This is a genomic window from Mycobacterium sp. 1274761.0 (genome assembly GCF_001668615.1).
GTDB lineage: Bacteria > Actinomycetota > Actinomycetes > Mycobacteriales > Mycobacteriaceae > Mycobacterium.
On sequence record NZ_LZMC01000079.1, the window covers coordinates 1 to 20,421 of the forward strand.

24 protein-coding genes, 1 tRNA gene and 1 pseudogene are annotated in these 20,421 nt (G+C 65.4%); 18 read left to right on the forward strand and 8 right to left on the reverse strand.

Annotated features, from left to right (window positions below; translation table 11 throughout):
* The 9 genes from A5651_RS16770 to rdgB form a co-directional block, all read left to right on the forward strand.
* On the forward strand, positions 1-560 hold a 560-nt coding region (locus tag A5651_RS16770), incomplete at its 5' end, for a P1 family peptidase (protein WP_197496648.1).
* A gap of 19 nt (positions 561-579) precedes the next feature.
* Entirely contained in the window at positions 580-993 is a 414-nt protein-coding gene (locus tag A5651_RS16775) for a Mov34/MPN/PAD-1 family protein (protein WP_066983111.1), read from the forward strand.
* A 22-nt stretch (positions 994-1,015) separates the two neighbouring features.
* Positions 1,016-1,297: a MoaD/ThiS family protein gene (locus A5651_RS16780; RefSeq protein WP_066983114.1), complete on the forward strand. Its 282-nt coding sequence runs from the start codon at positions 1,016-1,018 to the stop codon at positions 1,295-1,297.
* A 2-nt stretch (positions 1,298-1,299) separates the two neighbouring features.
* A complete protein-coding gene (locus A5651_RS16785; RefSeq protein WP_066983117.1) occupies positions 1,300-2,280 on the forward strand; it encodes a cysteine synthase in 981 nt (326 codons plus the stop codon).
* Positions 2,277-2,939, forward strand: coding sequence for a rhomboid family intramembrane serine protease (locus A5651_RS16790; RefSeq protein WP_369803964.1), 663 nt, complete (start codon positions 2,277-2,279; stop codon positions 2,937-2,939). Before A5651_RS16785 ends, A5651_RS16790 begins: the two co-directional genes overlap by 4 nt.
* Entirely contained in the window at positions 2,936-3,757 is an 822-nt protein-coding gene (murI, locus tag A5651_RS16795) for a glutamate racemase (protein ID WP_066983122.1), read from the forward strand. The genes A5651_RS16790 and murI overlap by 4 nt, the downstream gene beginning before the upstream one ends.
* 61 nt (positions 3,758-3,818) lie before the next feature.
* The gene (locus A5651_RS16800; RefSeq protein ID WP_066983125.1) at positions 3,819-4,592 is read left to right on the forward strand and encodes a cyclic nucleotide-degrading phosphodiesterase; all 774 of its coding nucleotides are present in this window, start codon (positions 3,819-3,821) and stop codon (positions 4,590-4,592) included.
* 28 nt (positions 4,593-4,620) lie between these two features.
* Positions 4,621-5,403: a ribonuclease PH gene (gene rph / locus A5651_RS16805; RefSeq protein ID WP_066983128.1), complete on the forward strand. Its 783-nt coding sequence runs from the start codon at positions 4,621-4,623 to the stop codon at positions 5,401-5,403.
* On the forward strand, positions 5,400-6,017 hold the full coding sequence (gene rdgB, locus A5651_RS25000) for an RdgB/HAM1 family non-canonical purine NTP pyrophosphatase (protein ID WP_082943817.1): 618 nt from the start codon (positions 5,400-5,402) through the stop codon (positions 6,015-6,017). The genes rph and rdgB overlap by 4 nt, the downstream gene beginning before the upstream one ends.
* Here rdgB and A5651_RS16810 read toward each other — a convergent pair.
* From A5651_RS16810 to A5651_RS16820, 3 genes and pseudogenes are all read right to left on the reverse strand, one after another.
* Positions 5,993-7,114: pseudogene (locus A5651_RS16810) on the reverse strand (acyltransferase family protein); the annotation flags it as partial. The gene rdgB and the pseudogene A5651_RS16810 overlap by 25 nt on opposite strands.
* A gap of 33 nt (positions 7,115-7,147) precedes the next feature.
* Positions 7,148-7,417, reverse strand: coding sequence for a DUF3817 domain-containing protein (locus A5651_RS16815; RefSeq protein WP_197496649.1), 270 nt, complete (start codon positions 7,415-7,417; stop codon positions 7,148-7,150).
* Between the two features lie 62 nt (positions 7,418-7,479).
* Positions 7,480-7,842, reverse strand: a complete 363-nt coding sequence (locus A5651_RS16820) for a hypothetical protein (protein WP_066983137.1) — start codon at positions 7,840-7,842, stop codon at positions 7,480-7,482.
* Positions 7,843-7,877: 35 nt separating this feature from the next.
* Here A5651_RS16820 and A5651_RS16825 point away from each other — a divergent pair.
* The 4 genes from A5651_RS16825 (at position 7,878) to A5651_RS16840 (ending at position 11,044) form a co-directional block, all read left to right on the forward strand.
* A tRNA-Leu gene (locus tag A5651_RS16825) sits at positions 7,878-7,959 on the forward strand.
* A gap of 31 nt (positions 7,960-7,990) precedes the next feature.
* Positions 7,991-8,299: a hypothetical protein gene (locus A5651_RS16830; protein WP_082943815.1), complete on the forward strand. Its 309-nt coding sequence runs from the start codon at positions 7,991-7,993 to the stop codon at positions 8,297-8,299.
* A 72-nt stretch (positions 8,300-8,371) separates the two neighbouring features.
* Positions 8,372-9,595: an alpha/beta hydrolase gene (locus A5651_RS16835; RefSeq protein ID WP_066983139.1), complete on the forward strand. Its 1,224-nt coding sequence runs from the start codon at positions 8,372-8,374 to the stop codon at positions 9,593-9,595.
* Between the two features lie 36 nt (positions 9,596-9,631).
* Positions 9,632-11,044 (forward strand): wax ester/triacylglycerol synthase family O-acyltransferase, encoded by a 1,413-nt coding sequence (locus A5651_RS16840; protein ID WP_066983144.1) that lies wholly within the window; start codon positions 9,632-9,634, stop codon positions 11,042-11,044.
* A gap of 4 nt (positions 11,045-11,048) precedes the next feature.
* On the opposite strand, the gene A5651_RS16845 is transcribed toward A5651_RS16840, so the two are convergent.
* Together A5651_RS16845 and A5651_RS16850 are read right to left on the reverse strand one after the other, a co-directional pair.
* Positions 11,049-11,285 carry a hypothetical protein gene (locus A5651_RS16845; RefSeq protein WP_066983148.1) on the reverse strand — a complete coding sequence of 79 codons (237 nt, stop codon included), beginning with the start codon at positions 11,283-11,285 and terminating at the stop codon, positions 11,049-11,051.
* Positions 11,286-11,372: 87 nt separating this feature from the next.
* The gene (locus A5651_RS16850; protein ID WP_066983208.1) at positions 11,373-11,633 is read right to left on the reverse strand and encodes a WhiB family transcriptional regulator; all 261 of its coding nucleotides are present in this window, start codon (positions 11,631-11,633) and stop codon (positions 11,373-11,375) included.
* A gap of 115 nt (positions 11,634-11,748) precedes the next feature.
* Here A5651_RS16850 and A5651_RS16855 point away from each other — a divergent pair, with 115 nt between their 5' ends.
* Positions 11,749-12,372, forward strand: a complete 624-nt coding sequence (locus tag A5651_RS16855) for a TetR/AcrR family transcriptional regulator (RefSeq protein WP_066983151.1) — start codon at positions 11,749-11,751, stop codon at positions 12,370-12,372.
* A gap of 3 nt (positions 12,373-12,375) precedes the next feature.
* Here the strand turns inward: A5651_RS16855 and A5651_RS16860 are convergent, their stop codons facing one another.
* Positions 12,376-13,224: a helix-turn-helix transcriptional regulator gene (locus A5651_RS16860; RefSeq protein WP_066983155.1), complete on the reverse strand. Its 849-nt coding sequence runs from the start codon at positions 13,222-13,224 to the stop codon at positions 12,376-12,378.
* Between the two features lie 24 nt (positions 13,225-13,248).
* On the opposite strand from A5651_RS16860, the gene A5651_RS16865 reads away from it, so the two are divergent.
* The gene (locus tag A5651_RS16865; protein ID WP_066983158.1) at positions 13,249-14,511 is read left to right on the forward strand and encodes an amidohydrolase family protein; all 1,263 of its coding nucleotides are present in this window, start codon (positions 13,249-13,251) and stop codon (positions 14,509-14,511) included.
* A 33-nt stretch (positions 14,512-14,544) separates the two neighbouring features.
* Here A5651_RS16865 and yaaA read toward each other — a convergent pair whose 3' ends face one another.
* Entirely contained in the window at positions 14,545-15,291 is a 747-nt protein-coding gene (yaaA, locus tag A5651_RS16870; protein ID WP_066983161.1) for a peroxide stress protein YaaA, read from the reverse strand.
* Between the two features lie 46 nt (positions 15,292-15,337).
* Between yaaA and A5651_RS16875 the strand changes: the two genes are divergently transcribed.
* The 3 genes from A5651_RS16875 (at position 15,338) to A5651_RS16885 (ending at position 19,502) form a co-directional block, all read left to right on the forward strand.
* On the forward strand, positions 15,338-16,402 hold the full coding sequence (locus A5651_RS16875; RefSeq protein WP_066983164.1) for an amidohydrolase family protein: 1,065 nt from the start codon (positions 15,338-15,340) through the stop codon (positions 16,400-16,402).
* Positions 16,403-16,479: 77 nt separating this feature from the next.
* The gene (locus A5651_RS16880; protein WP_197496651.1) at positions 16,480-17,832 is read left to right on the forward strand and encodes an SRPBCC family protein; all 1,353 of its coding nucleotides are present in this window, start codon (positions 16,480-16,482) and stop codon (positions 17,830-17,832) included.
* A complete protein-coding gene (locus tag A5651_RS16885; RefSeq protein WP_066983170.1) occupies positions 17,829-19,502 on the forward strand; it encodes an FAD-binding protein in 1,674 nt (557 codons plus the stop codon). Before A5651_RS16880 ends, A5651_RS16885 begins: the two co-directional genes overlap by 4 nt.
* Before the next feature lie 47 nt (positions 19,503-19,549).
* Here A5651_RS16885 and A5651_RS16890 read toward each other — a convergent pair whose 3' ends face one another.
* A complete protein-coding gene (locus A5651_RS16890) occupies positions 19,550-20,407 on the reverse strand; it encodes an enoyl-CoA hydratase-related protein (protein WP_066983174.1) in 858 nt (285 codons plus the stop codon).
* Positions 20,408-20,421: the final 14 nt, after the last annotated feature.

Consider the following 20,421-nt stretch of genomic DNA (forward strand, 5'->3'; position numbering starts at 1 on the left):
GCGTGCTCAAGGGCGGGGTCGGCACCGCGTCGATCACCCTTACCGACATCGGTGTCACGGTCGGCGCGATCGTCGTGGTCAATTCCGCCGGCGACGCCGTCGACCCCGCGACCGGACTGCCCTGGCAGGCCGATCAGATCCTCGAATTCGGCCTCGTGCCGCCGCCTCCCGATCAGATCGCGGCCTACGCCGCCCGCCACACCGAGCTCAGCCCGCTCAACACGACGATCGCGGTGGTCGCCACCGACGCCGCGCTCAGCGCCGCCGCGTGCCGCCGTGTCGCAATCGCTGCCCACGACGGCCTGGCCCGCGCCATCCGGCCGTGTCACACCCCGCTCGATGGCGATACGGTGTTCGCGCTGGCCACCAGCGCCGTCGAGGTACCGGCGGATCCTGAGACGCCGGCGTCGATGTCACCGGAAGTTCCGCTGATCACCGCCGTCGGGGCCGCGGCGGCCGATGTGCTGGCCCGGGCGGTGCTCGTCGGCGTCCTTGCGGCAGAGTCGGTAGCAGGAATACCGACCTACCGGGACATGTTGCCCGGAGCGTTCTCGTCGTGAACAGGAAGGGGAATCGGTCGTGCTGGTGATTCGCGCCGACCTCGTCGACGCCATGGTCGCGCACGCCCGCGCCGATCACCCCGACGAGGCGTGCGGGGTGTTGGCCGGTCCCGAGGGGTCAGACCGTCCCGAGCGGCACATAGCCATGCTCAACGCCGAGCGGTCGCCGACGTTCTACCGGTTCGATTCGATGGAACAGCTGAAGGTGTGGCGACAGTTGGAGGAATCCGATGAGGTTCCCGTTGTCATCTATCACTCGCACACCGCGACCGAGGCGTACCCCAGCCGCACCGATATCTCGTATGCGTCCGAACCGGACGCGCACTATGTGCTGGTATCCACCCGCGACCCCGACGAGCACGAGTTGCGCAGCTACCGCATCGTCGACGGAGTCGTCACCGAGGAACCCGTCAAGATCGTCGAGAAGTACTAGCTCCTCACAGAGAGGCTCACCCATGACCGTTACCGTTTCCGTGCCCACCATTCTGCGCAGCCACACCGGCGGCGAGAAGCGCGTCACCGCGACCGGCGACACCCTGCAGGCCGTGATCAGCGACCTGGAGGCCAACTACTCCGGCATCTCGGAGCGGCTCGTCGACCCGGCCAATCCGGGCAAGCTGCATCGCTTCGTCAACATCTACGTCAATGACGAGGACGTGCGCTTCTCTGGAGGACTGGACACCACGATCTCCGACGGGGATTCGGTGACGATCCTGCCCGCCGTCGCGGGCGGCTGACGTTGACCCGGTACGACTCGCTGCTGGAGGCGCTCGGCAACACCCCGTTGGTGGGCCTGCAGCGGCTGTCGCCCCGGTGGCACGACGGTGGCCAAGAAGGTGGCGGGCCGCATGTGCGGTTATGGGCCAAGCTCGAGGACCGCAACCCAACAGGCTCGATCAAGGACCGGCCCGCGCTTCGAATGATCGAGCAGGCCGAGCGCGACGGATTGCTTCACCCTGGCGCGACGATCCTGGAGCCGACCAGCGGCAACACCGGCATCTCGCTGGCCATGGCGGCGCTGCTCAAGGGCTACACGATGATCTGCGTGATGCCCGAGAACACGTCGATCGAGCGGCGCCAACTGCTGGAGCTCTACGGCGCGCGGATCATCTTCTCGCCCGCCGAGGGCGGCTCCAACACCGCTGTCGCACACGCCAAGGAGCTGGCCGCGCAGAATCCCGAATGGGTGATGCTCTACCAGTACGGCAACCCGGCTAACACCGACTCGCATTACGAAGGAACAGGCCCCGAGCTGCTGGCCGACCTGCCGGAGATCACCCATTTCGTCGCCGGCCTCGGCACCACCGGCACGTTGATGGGAACAGGAAAGTATCTGCGCAAGCATGTGCCAGACATCCAGATCGTCGCCGCCGAGCCCCGTTACGGCGAAGGTGTCTACGCGCTGCGCAACATCGACGAGGGATTCATCCCCGAGCTGTACGACGAAAATGTGCTGACGACGCGGTATTCCGTCGGGTCGTTCGACGCCGTCAAACGCACCCGCGAACTGGTCCAGATCGAGGGGATTTTCGCGGGCATCTCGACGGGTGCGGTGCTGCACGCCGCGCTCGGTATGGCGGCCAAGGCCGTCAAGGCCGGAGCGCGGGCCGACATCGCATTCGTCGTCGCCGACGCCGGTTGGAAGTATCTGTCGACCGGTGCCTACGCCGGTAGCCTTGACGAAGCGGAAGACGCTTTGGAAGGGCAGCTATGGGCATGAGCGAAGCGCCAGCGGCTACCAAGCGGCCCGCGTGGGTGACCGGTGGGGTCACCATTCTCAGCTTCGTCGTGCTTCTGTGGCTCATCGAGCTGTGGGACAGCCTGACCAACCACCGCCTGGACTCCAACGGCATCCGGCCGCTGGACAGCGACGGGCTGTGGGGCATCGTGTTCGCGCCGCTGCTGCACTCGAACTGGGACCACCTGATCGCCAATACCGTCCCGGCGTTGATCCTCGGCTTCCTGATGACGCTGGCCGGTATGTCGCGGTTCATCTTCGCGACGGCCATCATCTGGATCGTCGGCGGCTTCGGCACCTGGCTGATCGGCAACGTCGGAACGCACTGCCCGTACATCGGCGTGCGCTGCGAGGTCAACCACATCGGCGCATCCGGCCTGATCTTCGGCTGGCTGGCGTTTCTCATCGTGTTCGGCTTCTTCACCCGCAAGGTGTGGGAGATCGTCGTCGGCGTCATCGTGTTGTTCGTCTATGGCGGTGTGCTGCTCGGAGTGCTGCCCGGCACCCCCGGCGTGTCGTGGCAGGGCCATCTGTGCGGCGCCGTTGCGGGTGTCATCGCCGCATACCTGTTGTCCGGGCCGGAGCGCAAAGCGCGCGAGGCCCGCAGGCGCCGTCCGCAGCTGCCGTCCTACGGCACGTGACCACCGCCTTACAGCCGGTCGGCATCTTCGATTCCGGCGTCGGGGGACTCACCGTCGCGCGGGCGATCATCGACCAGCTGCCCGACGAAGACATCGTCTACGTCGGCGACACCGGCAACGGTCCCTACGGACCCCTGACCATCCCTGAAATTCGCGCACACGCGCTGGCCATCGGCGACGACCTCGTCGAGCGCGGTGTGAAGGCGTTGGTGATCGCGTGCAACAGCGCCTCGTCGGCATGCCTGCGTGACGCCCGCGAACGCTATGCCCCCGTGCCCGTCGTCGAGGTGATCCTGCCCGCGGTGCGGCGGGCCGTGGCCACGACGCGCAACGGCCGCATCGGCGTGATCGGCACCGAGGCGACGATCGCGTCGGGCGCCTATCAGGATGCGTTCGCCGCCGCCCGCGACATCGAAATCACCGGGGTGGCGTGTCCGCGCTTCGTGGACTTCGTCGAGCGCGGTGTTACCAGCGGCAGGCAGGTGCTCGGCTTGGCCGAGGGGTATTTGGAGCCGTTGCAGCGGGCCGATGTCGACACCTTGGTGTTAGGCTGCACCCACTACCCGATGCTGTCGGGGCTCATCCAGTTGGCGATGGGTGAGGCGGTCACATTGGTGTCGAGCGCCGAGGAGACGGCCAAGGATCTGGTGCGCGTGCTCAGCGAGCTTGATTTGCTCCGTCCGCATGACGCGCCGCCGGCCCAACGGCAGTTCGAGGCGACCGGTGACCCTGAGGCGTTCACCACACTCGCGGCCCGCTTTCTTGGGCCGTCTCTGAACGGGGTTCGACCTGTTCAGCGTCACGCCAGCGGCCGATGATGACGTTCGTCTATCAATGCGTTCATGTTTTCGTCATCGGGATCCTGGGCATGGCAAGCTAGTGTGCGTGCGAATCACCGTGCTCGGTTGCTCCGGCAGCGTCGTCGGGCCTGATTCGCCAGCGTCCGGTTATCTCTTGACCGCGCCTGACACCCCGCCCATGGTCATCGATTTCGGTGGTGGCGTGCTCGGTGCCTTGCAGCGGCATGCCGACCCGAACTCCGTGCACGTGTTGCTGTCGCATCTTCACGCGGACCACTGTCTCGACCTCCCCGGTCTCTTCGTGTGGCGGCGCTACCATCCGTCGCCCGCCCCCCAGAAGGGTCTGATGTACGGACCGAAGAAAACGTGGGCGCGGCTCGGTGCGGCGTCGTCCCCCGAGGGCGCCGAGATCGACGACTTCAGCGACATCTTCGACATCCGGCACTGGGTCGACAGGCAGCCGGTGCAGATCGGGAAGCTCACCGTCGAGCCGCGGCTGGTCTGTCATCCGACCGAGTCCTACGGTCTGCGCATTACGGACCCCTCCGGCGCGACCTTCGTCTACAGCGGTGACACCGGCGTCTGCGATTCCCTCGTCGATCTCGCCCGTGGCGCCGACGTCTTCCTCTGCGAAGCGTCGTGGACGCACGACCCGTCGCGTCCGCCGAACCTGCACCTGTCCGGCACCGAGGCCGGCCGAGCCGCCGCACGCGCCGGTGTCTCCGAACTGCTGCTGACGCACATCCCGCCGTGGACGTCCCGCGAGGACGTCATCAGCGAGGCGAAGGCGGAGTTCGACGGGCCGGTGCACGCTGTGGTGTGCGGAGAGTCGTTCCCCGTCACCCGCCATTGATGACAGGGGCATTGGCTAGGGTTGGCTGGTGTCCAGACGAGAAGACGGCCGGCTTGACGACGAGCTGCGTCCGGTGGTCATCACCCGCGGCTTCACCTCTCACCCGGCGGGTTCGGTGCTCGTGGAGTTCGGCCAAACCAGGGTCATGTGCACGGCCAGCGTCACCGAAGGCGTGCCGCGGTGGCGGAAGGGTTCGGGGCAGGGCTGGCTGACGGCGGAGTACGCAATGCTGCCGGCCGCTACCCACGAGCGGGCAGACCGCGAGTCGGTTCGCGGCAAGCTCGGCGGGCGCACGCAGGAGATCAGCAGGCTGATCGGGCGGTCGCTGCGGGCATGCATCGACTTGGCCGCGCTGGGTGAGAACACGATCGCGATCGACTGCGATGTGTTGCAGGCCGACGGCGGCACCCGCACCGCGGCCATCACCGGTGCCTACGTCGCGCTGGCCGACGCGGTGACGTGGCTGTCGGCGGCAGGCAAGCTGGCCGACCCGCGGCCGCTGTCATGTGCGATCGCGGCGGTGAGCGTCGGCGTCGTGGACGGCCGTGTCCGCACCGACCTGCCCTACAGCGAGGATTCGCGCGCCGAGGTCGACATGAACGTGGTCGCCACCGATACCGGCACGCTGGTGGAGATCCAGGGCACCGGCGAGGGCGCGACGTTCCCGCGCTCGACGCTGGACAAGCTTCTCGACGCCGCACTGGCCGCGTGCGAGCAGCTGTTCATGATTCAGCGCGAGGCGCTGGAAAAGCCGTACCCCGGCGAGCTGCCGGACTCCGATGGGCCGCAGAAGAAGGCGTTTGGAAGCTGACCCAACTATTGGTGGCCAGCCGCAACCGCAGAAAGGTGGCCGAGCTTCGGCGGGTGCTCCACGGCGCCGGTATCTCGGGCCTGACGCTGTTGTCGCTCGATGACGTCGCCCCGTTCGACGAGGCGCCGGAGACCGGCGCGACCTTCGAAGAGAACGCGATCGCCAAGGCGCGTGACGCTTTCGCCGCCACGGGGTTGGCCAGCGTCGCCGACGACTCAGGGCTCGAGGTGGACGCGCTGAACGGAATGCCCGGTGTGCTGTCGGCGCGCTGGGCCGGTGTGCATGGCGACGACGCCGCCAACACCGCCTTGTTGCTCGCCCAACTGCGCGATGTCCCCGACGACCGGCGCGGCGGTGCATTCGTCTCGGCGTGCGCGCTGGTGGACGGGACCCGGGGTGCTTCACGAGAAGTCGTCGTGCGGGGGACGTGGCGCGGGGCCATCGCGCGGGAGCCCCGCGGTGACGGTGGCTTCGGCTATGACCCGGTCTTCATTCCGGCGGGCTCGACGCGGACGGCGGCGGAGCTGACGGCCGAGGAGAAGGACGCGGCGTCGCACCGGGGCCGGGCGTTGACATTGCTCGTGCCTGCGCTGCGCGAGCTGGTGAACCGGTGAAGCGCCCACGCCAGCGGGATCGTGACGGCAAGGGTGACCAGATACAGCGTGGTCAATGAACCGGTGAAGAACGGCCATCGCAGTACCACGGCCATGACGACAGCCATCACCACAACGTGCAGGAGAAAGATCTCGTAGGAGATTTCGCCGAGCCACACCAGTGGCCGGCTGCTGAGCACATACGTGTACGCGTTGGCAGGGGCGAGCACGGCAGTGCCCACCACGAGCATCGCGATGCCGGCATACAGCAGCGCCTTGCTGATGGGCACCCAGGCCGGGTCGTGGCCGATGATGGCGCCGCCGATCGGCGTCGCGACGGCCAGGTACAACGTGGCGGCCACCGGTAGCGTCATGCCGGCACGCCAGCGTGTGCCGATCACCGCCAGGACCGCGAGTGCCATGCCCCCGGCGAAGCACGCGATGTGCGCGGGCAGCCACATGCCGGCGGAGTTGGGCAGTAGGCCGGTGGTGTTGGCGACGATCAACCACACGGGAGCGACGGCGGCCGTCGCTGCAAGCCGGACCAGGACGACCGATGGCCGGTCGGCGCGCCGCAACAGCAGCCACGCCAGGGCGGGCAGGGCGGCATAGAACGCGGCCTCGACCGCCAGGCTCCACATCTGTGACAGACCCGGATGCAGGAGGGTCACCAAGTAATTGTCGGTGTAGATCTGGGTCAGCGTGAGGTAGCGGAGCAACCCGTACCACGTCTGGCCCGGATTTGGGCCGGGGTTGAAGACGGTGTAGACGGTGAACGTCGCGAGCACCGCGATCACATAGGCGGGCATGATCCGGCGGAACCGGTGCCGGCCATAGCGGGCCGGCGACGGCGCGGCAGATGCGGTCGTTGCGGCAATCACCCACGGTCGGAACAGCAGAAAACCGGACAGCGCGAAGAAGATCGCGACGCCGACTTCGAGCCGCGCATAGATCGCTCCGAGATACCCGTGGTTGAGCGCGCCGGTGGCGAAGGCGGCATGCGTTCCGACTACCAGCAGCGCTGCGACGGCGCGCAAGCCGGTGAGTGCGGGGATACGGGTTCGCGTGGCGCCGCCCGCTAGGTCGCGGCTTTCGCGCGCCCTAGGGCTGGCCGACACTGTGTCGAGTATAGCTAACTAATGGGCGGTGACTCAGACGCCGAACTTGGCCTTGATGTCTCGGGTCTGGAAGTGCTCGACGATGATGCCGACCAGCGGGATGGTGCCGGCAAGCAGGATGCCGATGGTCTTGGCGATCGGCCAGCGCACCTTCACCGCGAGGTTGGCGGTAAAGAGCAGGTAGACGAAGTACACCCAACCGTGCACGACCGCGATCCAGTTCAGCCCTTCCATGCCGTAGACGTACTTGGCCACCATCTCGTAGCACAGCAGGATCAGCCACAGGCCCGTGGTCCAGGCCATCACGCGATAGCCGAGCAGCGCCTTGCGGATGGCGTCGACGGGGGTGGTCGGGGCGGTTTCGGTCACTGTTCTTTGTCTTTCTTGGCCAGGTCGGCAAGGTAGGCGTTGTACTCCCGCAGGGCGGGATCATCGTCGGATTGTGGTACTGCCGTGGGTCGTCGGGGGAGAAGATCGGTGGGGATCTCGGTCGCGGTCTCGCGTTTCTTCGGCTCGGGCGGGGACTCTTCGTAGCGAACGAATTTGTAGTACGCGTAGACGCAGAACCCCGCGAACATCGGCCACTGCAAGGCGTAGCCGAGATTCTGGAAGGAGCCTGACGCCGACTCGAAGCGGGTCCACTGCCACCACGCCAGAGCCAGGCAACCTGCGGCGCTGACGATTACCAACGCGATGAGCGCCGGTCTCCTACGCCGCGTAGTGGACACCTTTCAACGGTACCGCGCTACCCTTGGTTGGCTCAGCGGGCGTGGCGGAACGGCAGACGCGGTGGCTTTAGGTGCCATTGTCCTATGGACGTGGGGGTTCAAATCCCTCCGCCCGCACTCTTGTTTCATCGATTCCTGCTGCAGGGTCGTGGATCGGGCGTGGGTAACGACCGCCCTGCAGAACTCGGCGGTGATGCGTTTAAAATGCTGGCCGCTCGGCAAGATCAAGAACATGAAAACTCTCGTTCGTCGCATCGCGACCGTCGCCGCCGCCGGGATCGCTCCGCTGGCGTTCATCACCGTGATCACGCCTGCGATCAGTCACGCGGACTGCACCCCGGGCACTGAATGGTTCGATCCCATCGCCAACGTATGCCGTCCAACCGGTGCTCCGATGAAGAACTGTTTACCCACCGGCTGGTGGGATCCGACGATTAGCGACTGTCGGCCGTTCTAACACCGTAGATAATTTTCCGGCGCCAGCGCGAATGTGACCGGCATAGGACCGACGTAGCGGTACATTCGCGCCATGGCGGCTAGTGGCGAAAAGCCAGCCTCGACGCCGTGTTCGGCGGCGAGGCTGCTTGCTCGCGGCAGACCGGTGCAGTCAGCGATAGCCATGGCCGAATCGCTGACAGCGCTACCTGTGATTGGCAGTCGTCTCGGGCCGCTTGTCACCATCACCGCCATCGGAGCTTGGGGCTCACGGATGGTGCCCCGCGCGGTGAGCGAACTGAGGAAATATTGGTCCCAGTCGCCGTCCGCCTCCGCGTCGGATGCCGATGAGGCTCCGCAGCCCGTGCCTGTCCTCGCCGAGGTCTGCGGTGCCGCTTTACAAGGCATCATCGGCGACCTCGAAAGTATGGCCTGGCCGTTGCCGCAGCGCGTGCCGCCGGCGGTCCGCATGGTGCAGCAACGACGGCGTTACCTCCGCAACACCGCCGTTCGCTATGGCCCGCACGCAACCCAGCTCCTCGACGTCTGGCGCCTGCCCGAGCTTCCGAAGACGCCCGCACCCGTCCTGATCTTCGTTCCGGGCGGGGCCTGGGTGTACGGCAGCCGCAACTTCCAGGGCTCGGCCCTGATGTCACATCTCGCCGCCGCAGGTTGGATATGTCTCGCGATTGACTACAGGGTATCGCCGCGTCACCGATGGCCCCGCCACATCATGGATGTCAAGGCCGCGATCGCCTGGGCTCGTGCCAACGCCGACCGGTTCGGCGGAGACCCCGACTTCGTTGCCATCGCGGGATGCTCTGCAGGCGGCCATCTCGCGTCGCTGGCTGCGCTGACACCGGCGGATTCCCACTTCGAATCCGAATTGGAAGCAGGGTCGAACACTTCGGTCGACGCCGCCGTCTCGGTGTATGGACGCTACGACTGGCACGATCGGTCCACACCTGAGCGTGATGGGATCGTCGACTTTCTGGAAAACATCGTCGTACAGCGCCGCTATGATCGCCACGAAGAGATCTACCGCGACGCGTCACCCATTGCACGGGTAAACGATGCTGCGCCACCATTTTTCGTTGTTCACGGTGGATCGGATTTCGTCATCCCGGTAGCGCAGGCAAGAACGTTCGTCGAAAAACTTCGGGCCACCTCCCGACAGACCGTCGGCTACCTCGAGTTGCCCGGCGCTCAACACGGTTTCGACCTCATCGACGGCAACTGCACTGGGTCGGCATGTACCGCGATCGGGCTGTTTCTCAGCGAGATTCACCGACGCCACAAGCTGGCAGCCGTCTCGTGAGCTGACCGCGGTAGGCCAGCGGAAGGGGGTGGGCGGTTGAAGCGCCTAAGCGGGTACGACGCAATGTTGCTCTACAGCGAAACCCGCGCCGTTCATACGCATACCATGAAGATCGCGGTCATCGACGGCGGCTCCTCGGGTCTGGACTTCGCGACCTTCCGCGAGCTGGTAGGGCAACGGCTTCCCGTGTTGGATCCGCTGCGGTACCGCATCGTTGACATCCCCTGGAAACTCCACCACCCGATGTGGCTAGAGAACTGCGAGGTCGATCTCGACTACCACTTGAGGCGCACGCAAGTACCGGGCGACGGCGGCCGGCGCAGCCTAGACGCCGTGATCGCTGCAATCGCGAGCACCCCGCTCAACCGCGACCGCCCATTGTGGGAGTTTCACTTCGTCGAGGGTCTGCAGGCCAATCGTGTAGCAGTGGTTGGAAAAGTACACCATTCACTTGCTGACGGCGTGGCGTCTGCGAATCTCATGGCCAAGGCGATGGCGTACCAGCCCGGCGATGACGAGGAACGCTGTGTCCCCGATTCGGTGCCTACGTCAAGCCAGCTCATCGGCGCAGCGGTGCGTGACCACATCCGCCAGATCGGCCGGCTACCCACGCTGGCTGGCTACAGCGCATCAGGTTTGGCCAAGGTGCTCCGGAAGTCATTGCAGCGCAAGCCGCACCCATCGATCACCAGCGGCCTGAACGCACCTAAAACCTTCATGAACCACGTCATTTCGCCGCAGCGCAACTACGCCAGTGCGACGCTGTCGCTGGCTGATGTCAAAGAGGCTGGCAAGGCGCTCGGCATCACCATCAACACTCTTGTCCTGGCGATGGCCGCGGGCGCGCTTCGAGAACTGTTGCTGCGCTACGACGGTCACGCGACGGAGCCGATCATCGCCTCGGTGCCCTCGAGCCTGGATCTGTCGCCAGATCGGGTTGCAGGCAACGAGCTGGGCGGCATGGTCGTGACGTTGCCGGTGCAGGTGGACGATCCGCTGGAGCGGACGCGTCTGACGGAGCTGGCCGCAGGCGTTGCCAAGGAGAACTATCGCCTCCTCGGGCCGGAATTCTCTGCGCGGTGGATGGAGTTTCTGCCGCCGGCGTTGGCGCCTGCGATATTCGCATGGGCAGCGCGGCGAGACGCCAAGTTGAGGGTGTTCAATGTGCCCGTGTCGAACGTCCCGGGTCCGCGCGAACGCGGCCGGTTCGGTGACATCACGCTCAATGAACTGTATTCGGTCGGACCTCTCACAGCAGGTTGCGGTTTGAACGTCACAGTCTGGAGTTACGTCGACCAGTTCAACATCTCTGTGCTCGTTGATGACCAAACGGTGCATGATCCTCACGAGGTGACCGACGAGCTGGTGCAATCGTTCGGAGAGATTCGTCGGGTCGCCGGTCTCTCGCCGCCGGCCACCTCGGTGCCGACGGCGATGGAGTTGGCATAGCCCGTCAGGCGCTTGCTGGCTGTGGCTCCGCTTCGGTCGCCTGCTTACTGAAGCAGACAAGGCTGGCGATGAAGGTGAGCACAGCGCCGATACCCGCAACCGCGGCTAGGGTGGCATGTGATGCGCCGAAGCTGGCGACGCCGATAGCGAGCGCGATCACGGACGCGATGTTGAGAAAGAGCGCGGTTGCGGCCAGGGCCTCGGAAGTGGGCTGGTCGGTGGAATCGGGGCGCTTGCCCATGACGGTCTCCTAGTGACGAACCGAGTCTGATGGACATTTGTTGCCCCGTTTCGGCGGCGATAAAACGTAACGTTGGCCGCGGTCGACTCACGTGGTCTCGACCGGGAATCCGTTCTGCTCAGCAAGCTCTCGCAGCTGCTTGAGGGCCTGACGGCGGCCGCGGCCCGCCTCGGGGATGAGAATGCCCGCCCACACGCCCTCGGCGCCGGGTGTCCGGCACGCTACCTGCGCGCACCGCCAGCGGGCGGGGCACTCGCGGCAAAGTGCCTTGGCGCCGTCATCGGCATACGTCGTCCAGCGGTCGGGGTCGCGTGTGCACGCGAAAGTGGACGGTTCGTCCAACAACATCGGGTACACGACGTCCTCGACCTTCCGACACGGCAGCGGGCAATACATTTGTATCGTAGACACGATACGCACGTATTGTCTAACCTCAACGCGTGAGCAGCCGTTGCGAGGGACGATGACCATCCTGTCCCAGCCCGGAAGAGCGGGCACCGACGAGCTTTCCAATATCGACCGGATCCGCCTTGCGGCCATGAAGATGATCGCGAACCACGGCGCCTCGGGGACGTCGCTTCGTGCTGTGGCCGCCGCGGCAGGAGTGTCGCTGGGGTCGGTCCAACACCATTTCGCGACGAAGGCCGGCCTCATCAAGGCTGTCGATGACTGGGCGCTGGCCGTGGTGGTCACCGCGATCACCCAACCGGTACCCGACACCGCGCCGGACTCGGTCGCCGAGATCGGCGAACGGGTGACGCGGATGATCGGCGAAAATCCCGAGCTCGCCGACTACATCGGTCGCGCGTTGACCGATGGGCGTCCGGTGGCCGACATGATTTTCGACTCGCTGCTGAACTCCGGCATGGCCCGCTGGCACCGGCGTAGCGAGCGCGGCGAGACGCGGGACGGTCTCGACCTCACCTGGGCGGCGATCAACGCGCTGGTTCTGGCTCTGGGGACGTTGATCCTGCGTCGGCACATCGACCGGCACCTCCCGGAGCCGTTCACCGCACCCGCTCAGCTCGAGCGTTGGCAGAACTCGGTCAACTCGCTGCTTCGCGAAGGCATGTTCCGGTCCGAGTAGGCGTCAAACCCGTTCGCCGACAATCCGTTTGCGGTACGTCGACGGCGTCTCGCCGCTGAACAGTGTGAAGGCCCGGGTGAAGGAGCTCACGCTGTCAAAACCCACCGCCGTCGACGTTTCCTGCACCGTCCGCCCCGGCGAGGCCAGCAGCGCCATCGCCCGCAACATCCGGGCGTGCAGTAGATACGTGCGCCAGGACAGGCCGAGCTCGTCGTGAAAGAGTCGGCGCAGCGTGCGCTCGGACACCGCGACGGCACGGCTGACGTCCTCGGCGCTCACCGACTGCAGGTGGTCCTTGGTGTAGGCCATCGCAGCCGCGACGATCGGATGCTCGGACGTCGGAAGGCTCAGCGGAGCTTCATGATCCAGCGCCTCGATGACCAGGTCGGCCAGGGTGCGGAAGAACGCGTCGGAAACTCGTTCTTCCTGGGCGGACCCTGCGCGTCGGTCGATCGGCCAGCGCAGTGCATAGATCATCATCTCGCGAATCAGCGGTGACACCGCCAGGATTCGTGCCCGGTCGCCGCCGTCGGGAATCATCTGGGCCTCGAACATCACCGCGACCGTCCGCACGTCGGGCGCCATCGTCGCTTGATGCACCAGCCCGGCCGGGATCCAAGCGGCCTGCTGCGGGGGCACCAGATAGTGCGCCGACTCCGTCTCGACTTCGACGACGCCGCCGATCGCGTACTCGATCTGGTGCACTTCGTGGGAATGCCAGCCGGTGATCAGGCCTTCGCCTTCGTAGAGGTAGCTGCCACCCGAGGCCCGACCGCCGCGGCGGAGCTCGATGACCCGCTCATCATTGGCCGGTTCGGCTAAACGTCTGTCCGATAGCGCAGAGCCGGTCACATCGCTAGACGGTACTACTTGGGTATGCAGACCAACGACCTGATCCTCGTGAGCATCGACGACCACGTGGTCGAGCCGCCTGACATGTTCCTCAACCATGTGCCCGCCAAGTACAAGGAGGAGGCGCCGATCGTCGTCACCGACGACAAGGGTGTCGACCAGTGGATGTATCAAGGCAGGCCACAGGGGGTCAGCGGGCTGAACGCCGTGGTGTCGTGGCCGGCCGAGGAGTGGGGCCGTGACCCCGCGGGCTTCGCCGAGATGCGGCCGGGCGTGTACGACGTGCACGAGCGGGTGCGCGACATGAACCGCAACGGCATCCTGGCCTCGATGTGCTTCCCGACGTTCACCGGTTTCTCCGCCCGCCACCTCAACATGCACCGCGAACACGTGACGCTGGTGATGGTGTCGGCGTACAACGACTGGCACATCGACGAATGGGCGGGCAGCTACCCCGACCGCTTCATCCCGATCGCGGTGCTTCCGACGTGGAACCCGGAGGCGATGTGCGCCGAGATCCGCCGCGTCGCGGCCAAGGGCTGCCGCGCGGTGACCATGCCGGAACTTCCTCACCTCGAGGGGCTTCCGAGCTACCACGACGACGACTACTGGGGTCCGGTGTTCCGCACCCTGTCGGAAGAGAACGTGGTGATGTGTCTGCACATCGGCACTGGGTTCGGGGCGATCAGCATGGCGCCCAACGCGCCGATCGACAACATGATCATCCTGGCCACGCAGGTGTCGGCGATGTGCGCACAGGATCTGCTGTGGGGTCCCGCGATGCGCAACTACCCGGATCTGAAGTTCGCTTTCTCCGAGGGTGGGATCGGATGGATCCCCTTCTACCTCGACCGCAGCGACCGCCACTACACCAACCAGAAGTGGCTGCGACGCGACTTCGGGGAGAAGCTGCCCAGCGACGTGTTCCGCGAGCACTCGTTGGCTTGCTACGTCACCGACAAGACGTCGCTGAAACTGCGACATGAGATCGGCATCGACATCATCGCCTGGGAGTGCGATTACCCGCACTCCGACTGCTTCTGGCCCGACGCGCCCGAGCAGGTGCTAGCGGAGTTGACGGCCGCGGGGGCGGACGATTGCGACATCAACAAGATCACGTGGCAGAACGCCTGCAACTTCTTCAGTTGGGACCCGTTCGCGCACACTCCCCGCGAGCAGGCGACCGTCGGTGCTCTGCGCGCCAAGGCCACGGACGTCGACGTGTCGATCCGCTCGCGCGCCGAATGGGCGCGGCTCTACGAGCAGAAGCAGCTCGCCAAGGCGTGATTTCGACTCGCTAACCGCACCCTGAGCGCCGGACTAGGCGTCGACCACGACGGTGAGCTCGTTGCCGTGTCGCTCGACCCGCAGGCCCGCGCGCCGCGCGATGGCGCCGACCTTGGCTGCGTCGTCGGGCTCGGCCCTGCTGCTCACGAGCGCTCGCGCCAGCCTTCCCTTGTGCGCCTTGTTGAAGTGGCTGACCACCGTGCGGTGCCCGTCGGGGCGCTCGGCGACCACGTCGACACGCACGGCGCCGGGCAATCGGCCGAGCGCCGCGTACGAACCCGACCGCAGATCGACCACCAGCTCCTCGGTCGCGATCTCAGCGAGCAGCGGCTCGAGCACCGGACGCCAACGCGCCGAGAGCGTCGGCCGTGCCGGCAGCTTCGACGACGCCGACAATCGGTAGGCGGGTATCGGGTCATCAGCGCGAACGATTCCGAACATCGCCGAGCCGATCGCAAGACGGGCGTGGGCGCGGGAAAGTGCTGCGGCACTGAGCGATTCGACGTCGAGCGCGTCGTACAGCACGCCCGTATACCGGTTCATGGCGGGCAGTGTCGGTGCCCTTTTCAGCACCGCATTGCGTTCGATTTCGTGATCCTGGGCAGCGGAGATGCCGAGCGCGCGCCGGCACGTCGCGGGATCGGCCGCCAACTGCACCAGCTCGTCGACCAGTTCGGCGCGTACGGGATGCAGCGCGGGGAAGCTCAGCGCGTCCAGGCGCAGGGGAGGACCGTCGCCTCCCGCCCGTTTGGTCTCCGACGGGGGCAGCAGCACGATCACGAGCGAAAAGCGTATCGGTTGCCTCGCCGGCCGTATCTTTATAAAGATGCGGATCATCGACGCCGACGGACACGTCGCCGAGGGCATGTCGCTAGCCATCGAGGCGATGCGGCGCTGGCCGGACTACATCGTGCCGCGGACCGACACGCCAGGGCTGGTGATCGAGGGCCGCAACTATCCCGAGTCGAGCGGGCCCGGCGCGGGCTGTCCCACCGAGCACGGCATCTCCGACGCCGAGGGCATCAACTGCCGCTCGGCCGAGGGAGTGCTCGGCGATGCCGACCGGGATCAGATCGACACCATGGTGCTCTACCCGAGCCTCGGACTCTGCACGCCGACACTCGAAGATCCTGAATTTGCAGCGGGTTTCGCCCGGCTTTACAACGAGTGGATCGCAGACTACTGCGCGTCGTCCCACGGCCGACTGCACGGCATCGCCGTCACTCCGATTGAGCACGGTGACATCGCAATCGACATCATGCGCGAGGCGAAGAACATCGGCCTGGTGGCCACCCATATCCCGCCGGCGCTGAAGTCGCGCAATCTCGACCATCCTGACCTGGATCCGTTCTATGCCGCCGCCGTTGAGCTCGATATGCCGCTCGGCATTCACGGTGCCCCCGGTGTGCACATGCCGAAGATCGGCGTTGACCGGTTCACCAACTACATCCAGGTGCACTGCGTCAGCTTTCCGTTCGACCAGATGGCGGCGATGACCGCACTTGTCTCGGGCGGCGTTTTCGACCGACATCCCGATCTGCGGGTGGCGTTCCTCGAGGCGGGCGTCGGATGGGTGCCGTTTTTCATCGACCGGCTTCACGAGCATTTCGAGAAGCGCGGGGACTGGATCGAGCGCGGCTGGCGGCGAGATCCGCAGGAGTACCTGGAGGCCGGCAACATCTGGGCGACGTGTGAACCCGAGGAACCGATCCTGCCCGGTGTCATCGACGTTCTCGGCGACGACTTCATCATGTTCGCCAGCGACTATCCGCATTGGGACGGCGAATGGCCGGAAAGCACGAAGCATTTGCGAACCCGGCCCGACATCGGTGAGCAATCCCGCGAGAAGATCGCCGGCCTCAACGCGCAGCGCTTCTACGGGCTCAACTAGCTACCGATGGACCCGACTTGCTATTTTTACTATTTTAGAGACCTGGCTCCCAATGAAGGGTGAGCGGAGTGACCAGAGTGGATTGGACGCCGCTGCCGGTGCCGTGGGCGGTCCAATCGGCGGACCGAATCCCCAAGCAGCGGTACTACGACCCGGAGTTCTATGCGCTGGAAACCGAATTCTTCTGGCCACGCGTGTGGCAGATGGCATGCCGCCTCGAGGAGATCCCCAACCCCGGCGACTACGTCGAATACGAGATCCTCGACCAGTCGATCATCGTAGTGCGCGTCGACGCGTCGACCGTCCGCGCCTACTACAACTCGTGCCGGCACCGCGGTATGAAAATCATCGAGGGCGGGGGAACTCGCCGCAGCTTCGTGTGCCCGTTTCACGGATGGTGTTGGAACCTCGACGGTAAGAGCACGTTTGTCCTGCGCTCCGAGGAGTTCGACGAAAGCAACTTGTGCGCAGACGATCTCGCGCTGGCGCCGGTCAGATGTGAGCTGTGGGGCGGGTGCGCGTGGATCGTCCTCGACGACGACGCTCCCGCGCTGCGGGAGTGCATCGAACCCTTCGCCTCCAAGCACGACGAATGGAACGTCGCAGAACTGCGCGTCGAATGGTGGAAGTCCTGTCTGCTACCGGTGAACTGGAAGCTGGCCACGGCCGCCTTCATGGAGGGCTACCACGTGCCGCAGACCCATCCGCAGCTGCTGCCGTCGGCGCACCACGCTGAGTCACCGAAAGTTCATCCGCTCATCGAGACCAGCTTGTACTTCATGCGCACATTGGGGTCTGGCATGGGCGGAATGACGCATGAAAACGACGTGCGGATAGCCGAAGGGCTGCAGAGCATGTCACTGCCCGACGATCCGGCCGAGGCGATGGCGACCTGGCGCGCCGCGGTCAACGACGCGGTGACCAAGTGGCACCGCGCCCGCGGCTGCAACTTCCCGGACCTGAACGACCTCGAGCGTCGCGGCGTGCTGGAGCCGATCGGGTTCTGTTTCCCGCACTATTTCCTGTTGCCGCAGTACAGCAGCGCGTCGTCGTACCGCATCCGGCCCCTCGGGCCTGAGCAGACGCTGTTCGAAGTGTGGTCGCTCACCCGCTACCCCGACGACCGCTCGCAGGGGAGACCCACTCCGCCTGAGCCGCTCGCCCCGGACGACCCGAGCTGGCCGACGATCCCCGCTCAGGACTTCTCGAACCTGCCGCGGCAACAAAAGGGTTTGCATGCAAAGGGATTCGAGTACATGCGGCTGTCAGATCGGATCGAAGGCCTGATCTCCAACTTCGAGCGGGTGATCGACGGCTTCCTCGCAGGCTTTCCCTACGAGCGTTTGACCCCGGCGATTCAGAAGACCAACACCACCATCGACGTGCCGGTGGTCGATCTCGGCCTGACCGAAACCGTACCCGCCTCATGAATTGGGACAAGTCGGTCGACCTGCTCATCGCGGGAAGTGGCGGCGGGGGACTGGTCGCGGCGTTGGCCGCCGTCGATGCCGGCATCGAGCCTCTTGTTGTCGAAAAACAGGATCTTGTCGGTGGCTCGACGGGAATGTCCGGCGGCATGGTGTGGATGCCGAACAACCCGTTGATGCGGGCGCAGGGCATCCCCGATTCCTACGAGGACGGGCTCGCCTACTTCGACGACGTCGTCGGCGATATCGGCGAGGCTTCGTCGCCCGCCCGCCGTGAAATGTTCCTGACGGCGGGCTTCCAGATGATCGAGTTCCTGGTGGGCAAGGGTGTACGGCTTGTGCGGTGCTCCGGGTACAGCGACTACTACCCAAATCACAAGGGCGGCAATGCGGCCGGGCGTTCGGTGGAGGGCATCCCGTACGATGCTGGCGCCTTGGGGGCTTGGAGCAACAAAATCCAGCGGATGGCTACGACTTGGAACCGCGGACTAGTGGTGAAGACCAGCGAGCAGCAGCGCTTCGTGCAATATTTCCACCGCTCGCCGCGAGCGTTCGCGGTGGCAGTACGGGTACTTGCTCGTACCTGGGCAGCGCGTATTCGCCGTCGCGACATGCTCACCAACGGTGCTTCGCTCATCGGACAGATGGTCAAGGTGCTGATCGATCTCGACGGTGAGCCGCCGGTGTGGACGAACACTGCGATGAACGATCTCATAGTGGAGGGCGGTCGAGTCGTCGGTGCCAGAGTTTCTCGAGACGGCACCTCGCTCAATATCCAGGCGCGTAAAGGAGTCCTGCTCGCGGCGGGCGGGTTCGGCCGCAACGCCGACATGCGCCGCCGCTACAGCGGGGACCAGCCAAACGACGCAAAGTGGTCGATCGCAAACGACGGCGACACCGGCGAAGTTCTGCAGACGGCGATGAACCTGGGCGCAAAAACCGATCTGCTCGACGAGGCTTGGTGGTATCCCCTGGTTTTCATCGCAGACCCAGCGGCACGCCCCCTCGGCTCGGGACGCCAGCGCCCCGGTGCCATCTACGTCGACCGGACCGGCAGGCGGTTTTGCAACGAGTCGAACTCGTATGTCGAGGTCGGCAAGGCGATGTATGCCAACAACGCGGTGCCGTGCTGGCAGGTCTTCGACGAGGGATATGTAAGCAGGTATGTCGCAGGTGCCAATCCGTTCCGCAGGCGTCGTTTGCCAGAAACGCTGTTCGAGCAGGGGGCCGTCAAGCGAGCCAACACCATCCGCGACCTCGCCAAGGAGATCGATGTCCCCGCCGATGCACTCGAAGATACCGTCAAGCGCTTCAACGAGTTTGCGGCAATGGGTCTCGACCCCGACTTCGGGCGCGGACAGTCGGCATACAACGTCTGCCTCGGCGATCCCGGCCACAAGCCCAATGCCGCGCTTGGGCCGATAGAGCGTGCCCCGTTCTACGCCGTCCAGGTGTTCCCCGCGGACGTCGGGACGTGCGGCGGTCTGGTCACCGACGAGCACGCGCAAGTGCTCAATGAACGCGATGAGGTGATCGACGGTCTCTATGCAACGGGCAACATCACCGCGACAGTGATGGGCCGCACGTACCTGGGGGCGGGCGGCAGCATCGCAAACACGATGGTGTTCGGCTACGTGGCTGCTCTGCACGCGGCGGGCCGCTCAATTTCCTAGCGCGAGCAGACGCAAACGCATGTGACACGCCGTGGCGGCTCGTGCATTTATGTCTGCTCGCGGGAGGGAGTCTCGCCGTCGGCGATGAAATCCCGTGGCTTCAAGCCGGATTGCATGAGCTCGGTACGGCGCGCCTGCACATCGGACGCCGCGCCGACCATGTTGGTCATGATGTGGCTCACCTGAAGATGCACACGCATGCCCATCAACTCCCACGCCCGTTTCACGTTGTTCTTCACCGCCATCAGCGTGGTGAGCGGGATCTGGGAGATCTTGCGGGCCATCTCCTCGACGGTGTTCTCCAGCTGGTCCCGCGGCACCACCTTGTTGAGCAGCCCCCACTCGAGGGCCTCCGACGCTGACAGCGTCGGCGCCAGCAGAAGCCAGTCCATTGTGCGGTGCCAGTTCATCATCAGCCACGGCTCGATCATGGTGTGGCCGCCGGGTTCGCCGAGGCTCTGCGCGAGCGGCATTTGGAAGTAGGCATCCTCGGATGCGACCGAGAAGTCCGTCAGCAGACCGAGATAGATACCGCCGCCCATGCAGTAGCCGTGGATCTGGGAGATCGTCGGTTTGGGAAACTCCCAGAGATACAGCGTCGGCCACAGGAACAGGTCGGCGGTGCCCTTGTAGAGGTCCTCGAATGTGTCCCCGAAATCGGGGTAGGGGTTCTCGTCGGGACCCCACCGCGCGACGTGTCCGCCGCAGAAGCCCTTGCCGTTGGCCTTGAGGATCACCACCTTGATCTCTTTGTCGCGGTCGGCCTCGTGCAGACACGCGTCGACCTCGCCCACCAAGCTGGCGTCTTTGGTGTTGGCCTTGTCGGGCCGGTTGAGGATGATCCGCGCGATCGGCGGTTCCCGTTCGTAGATGACCGATTCGAGTTCGCGCCGCTCCCGTGTCATGTGCTGTCCTTGCT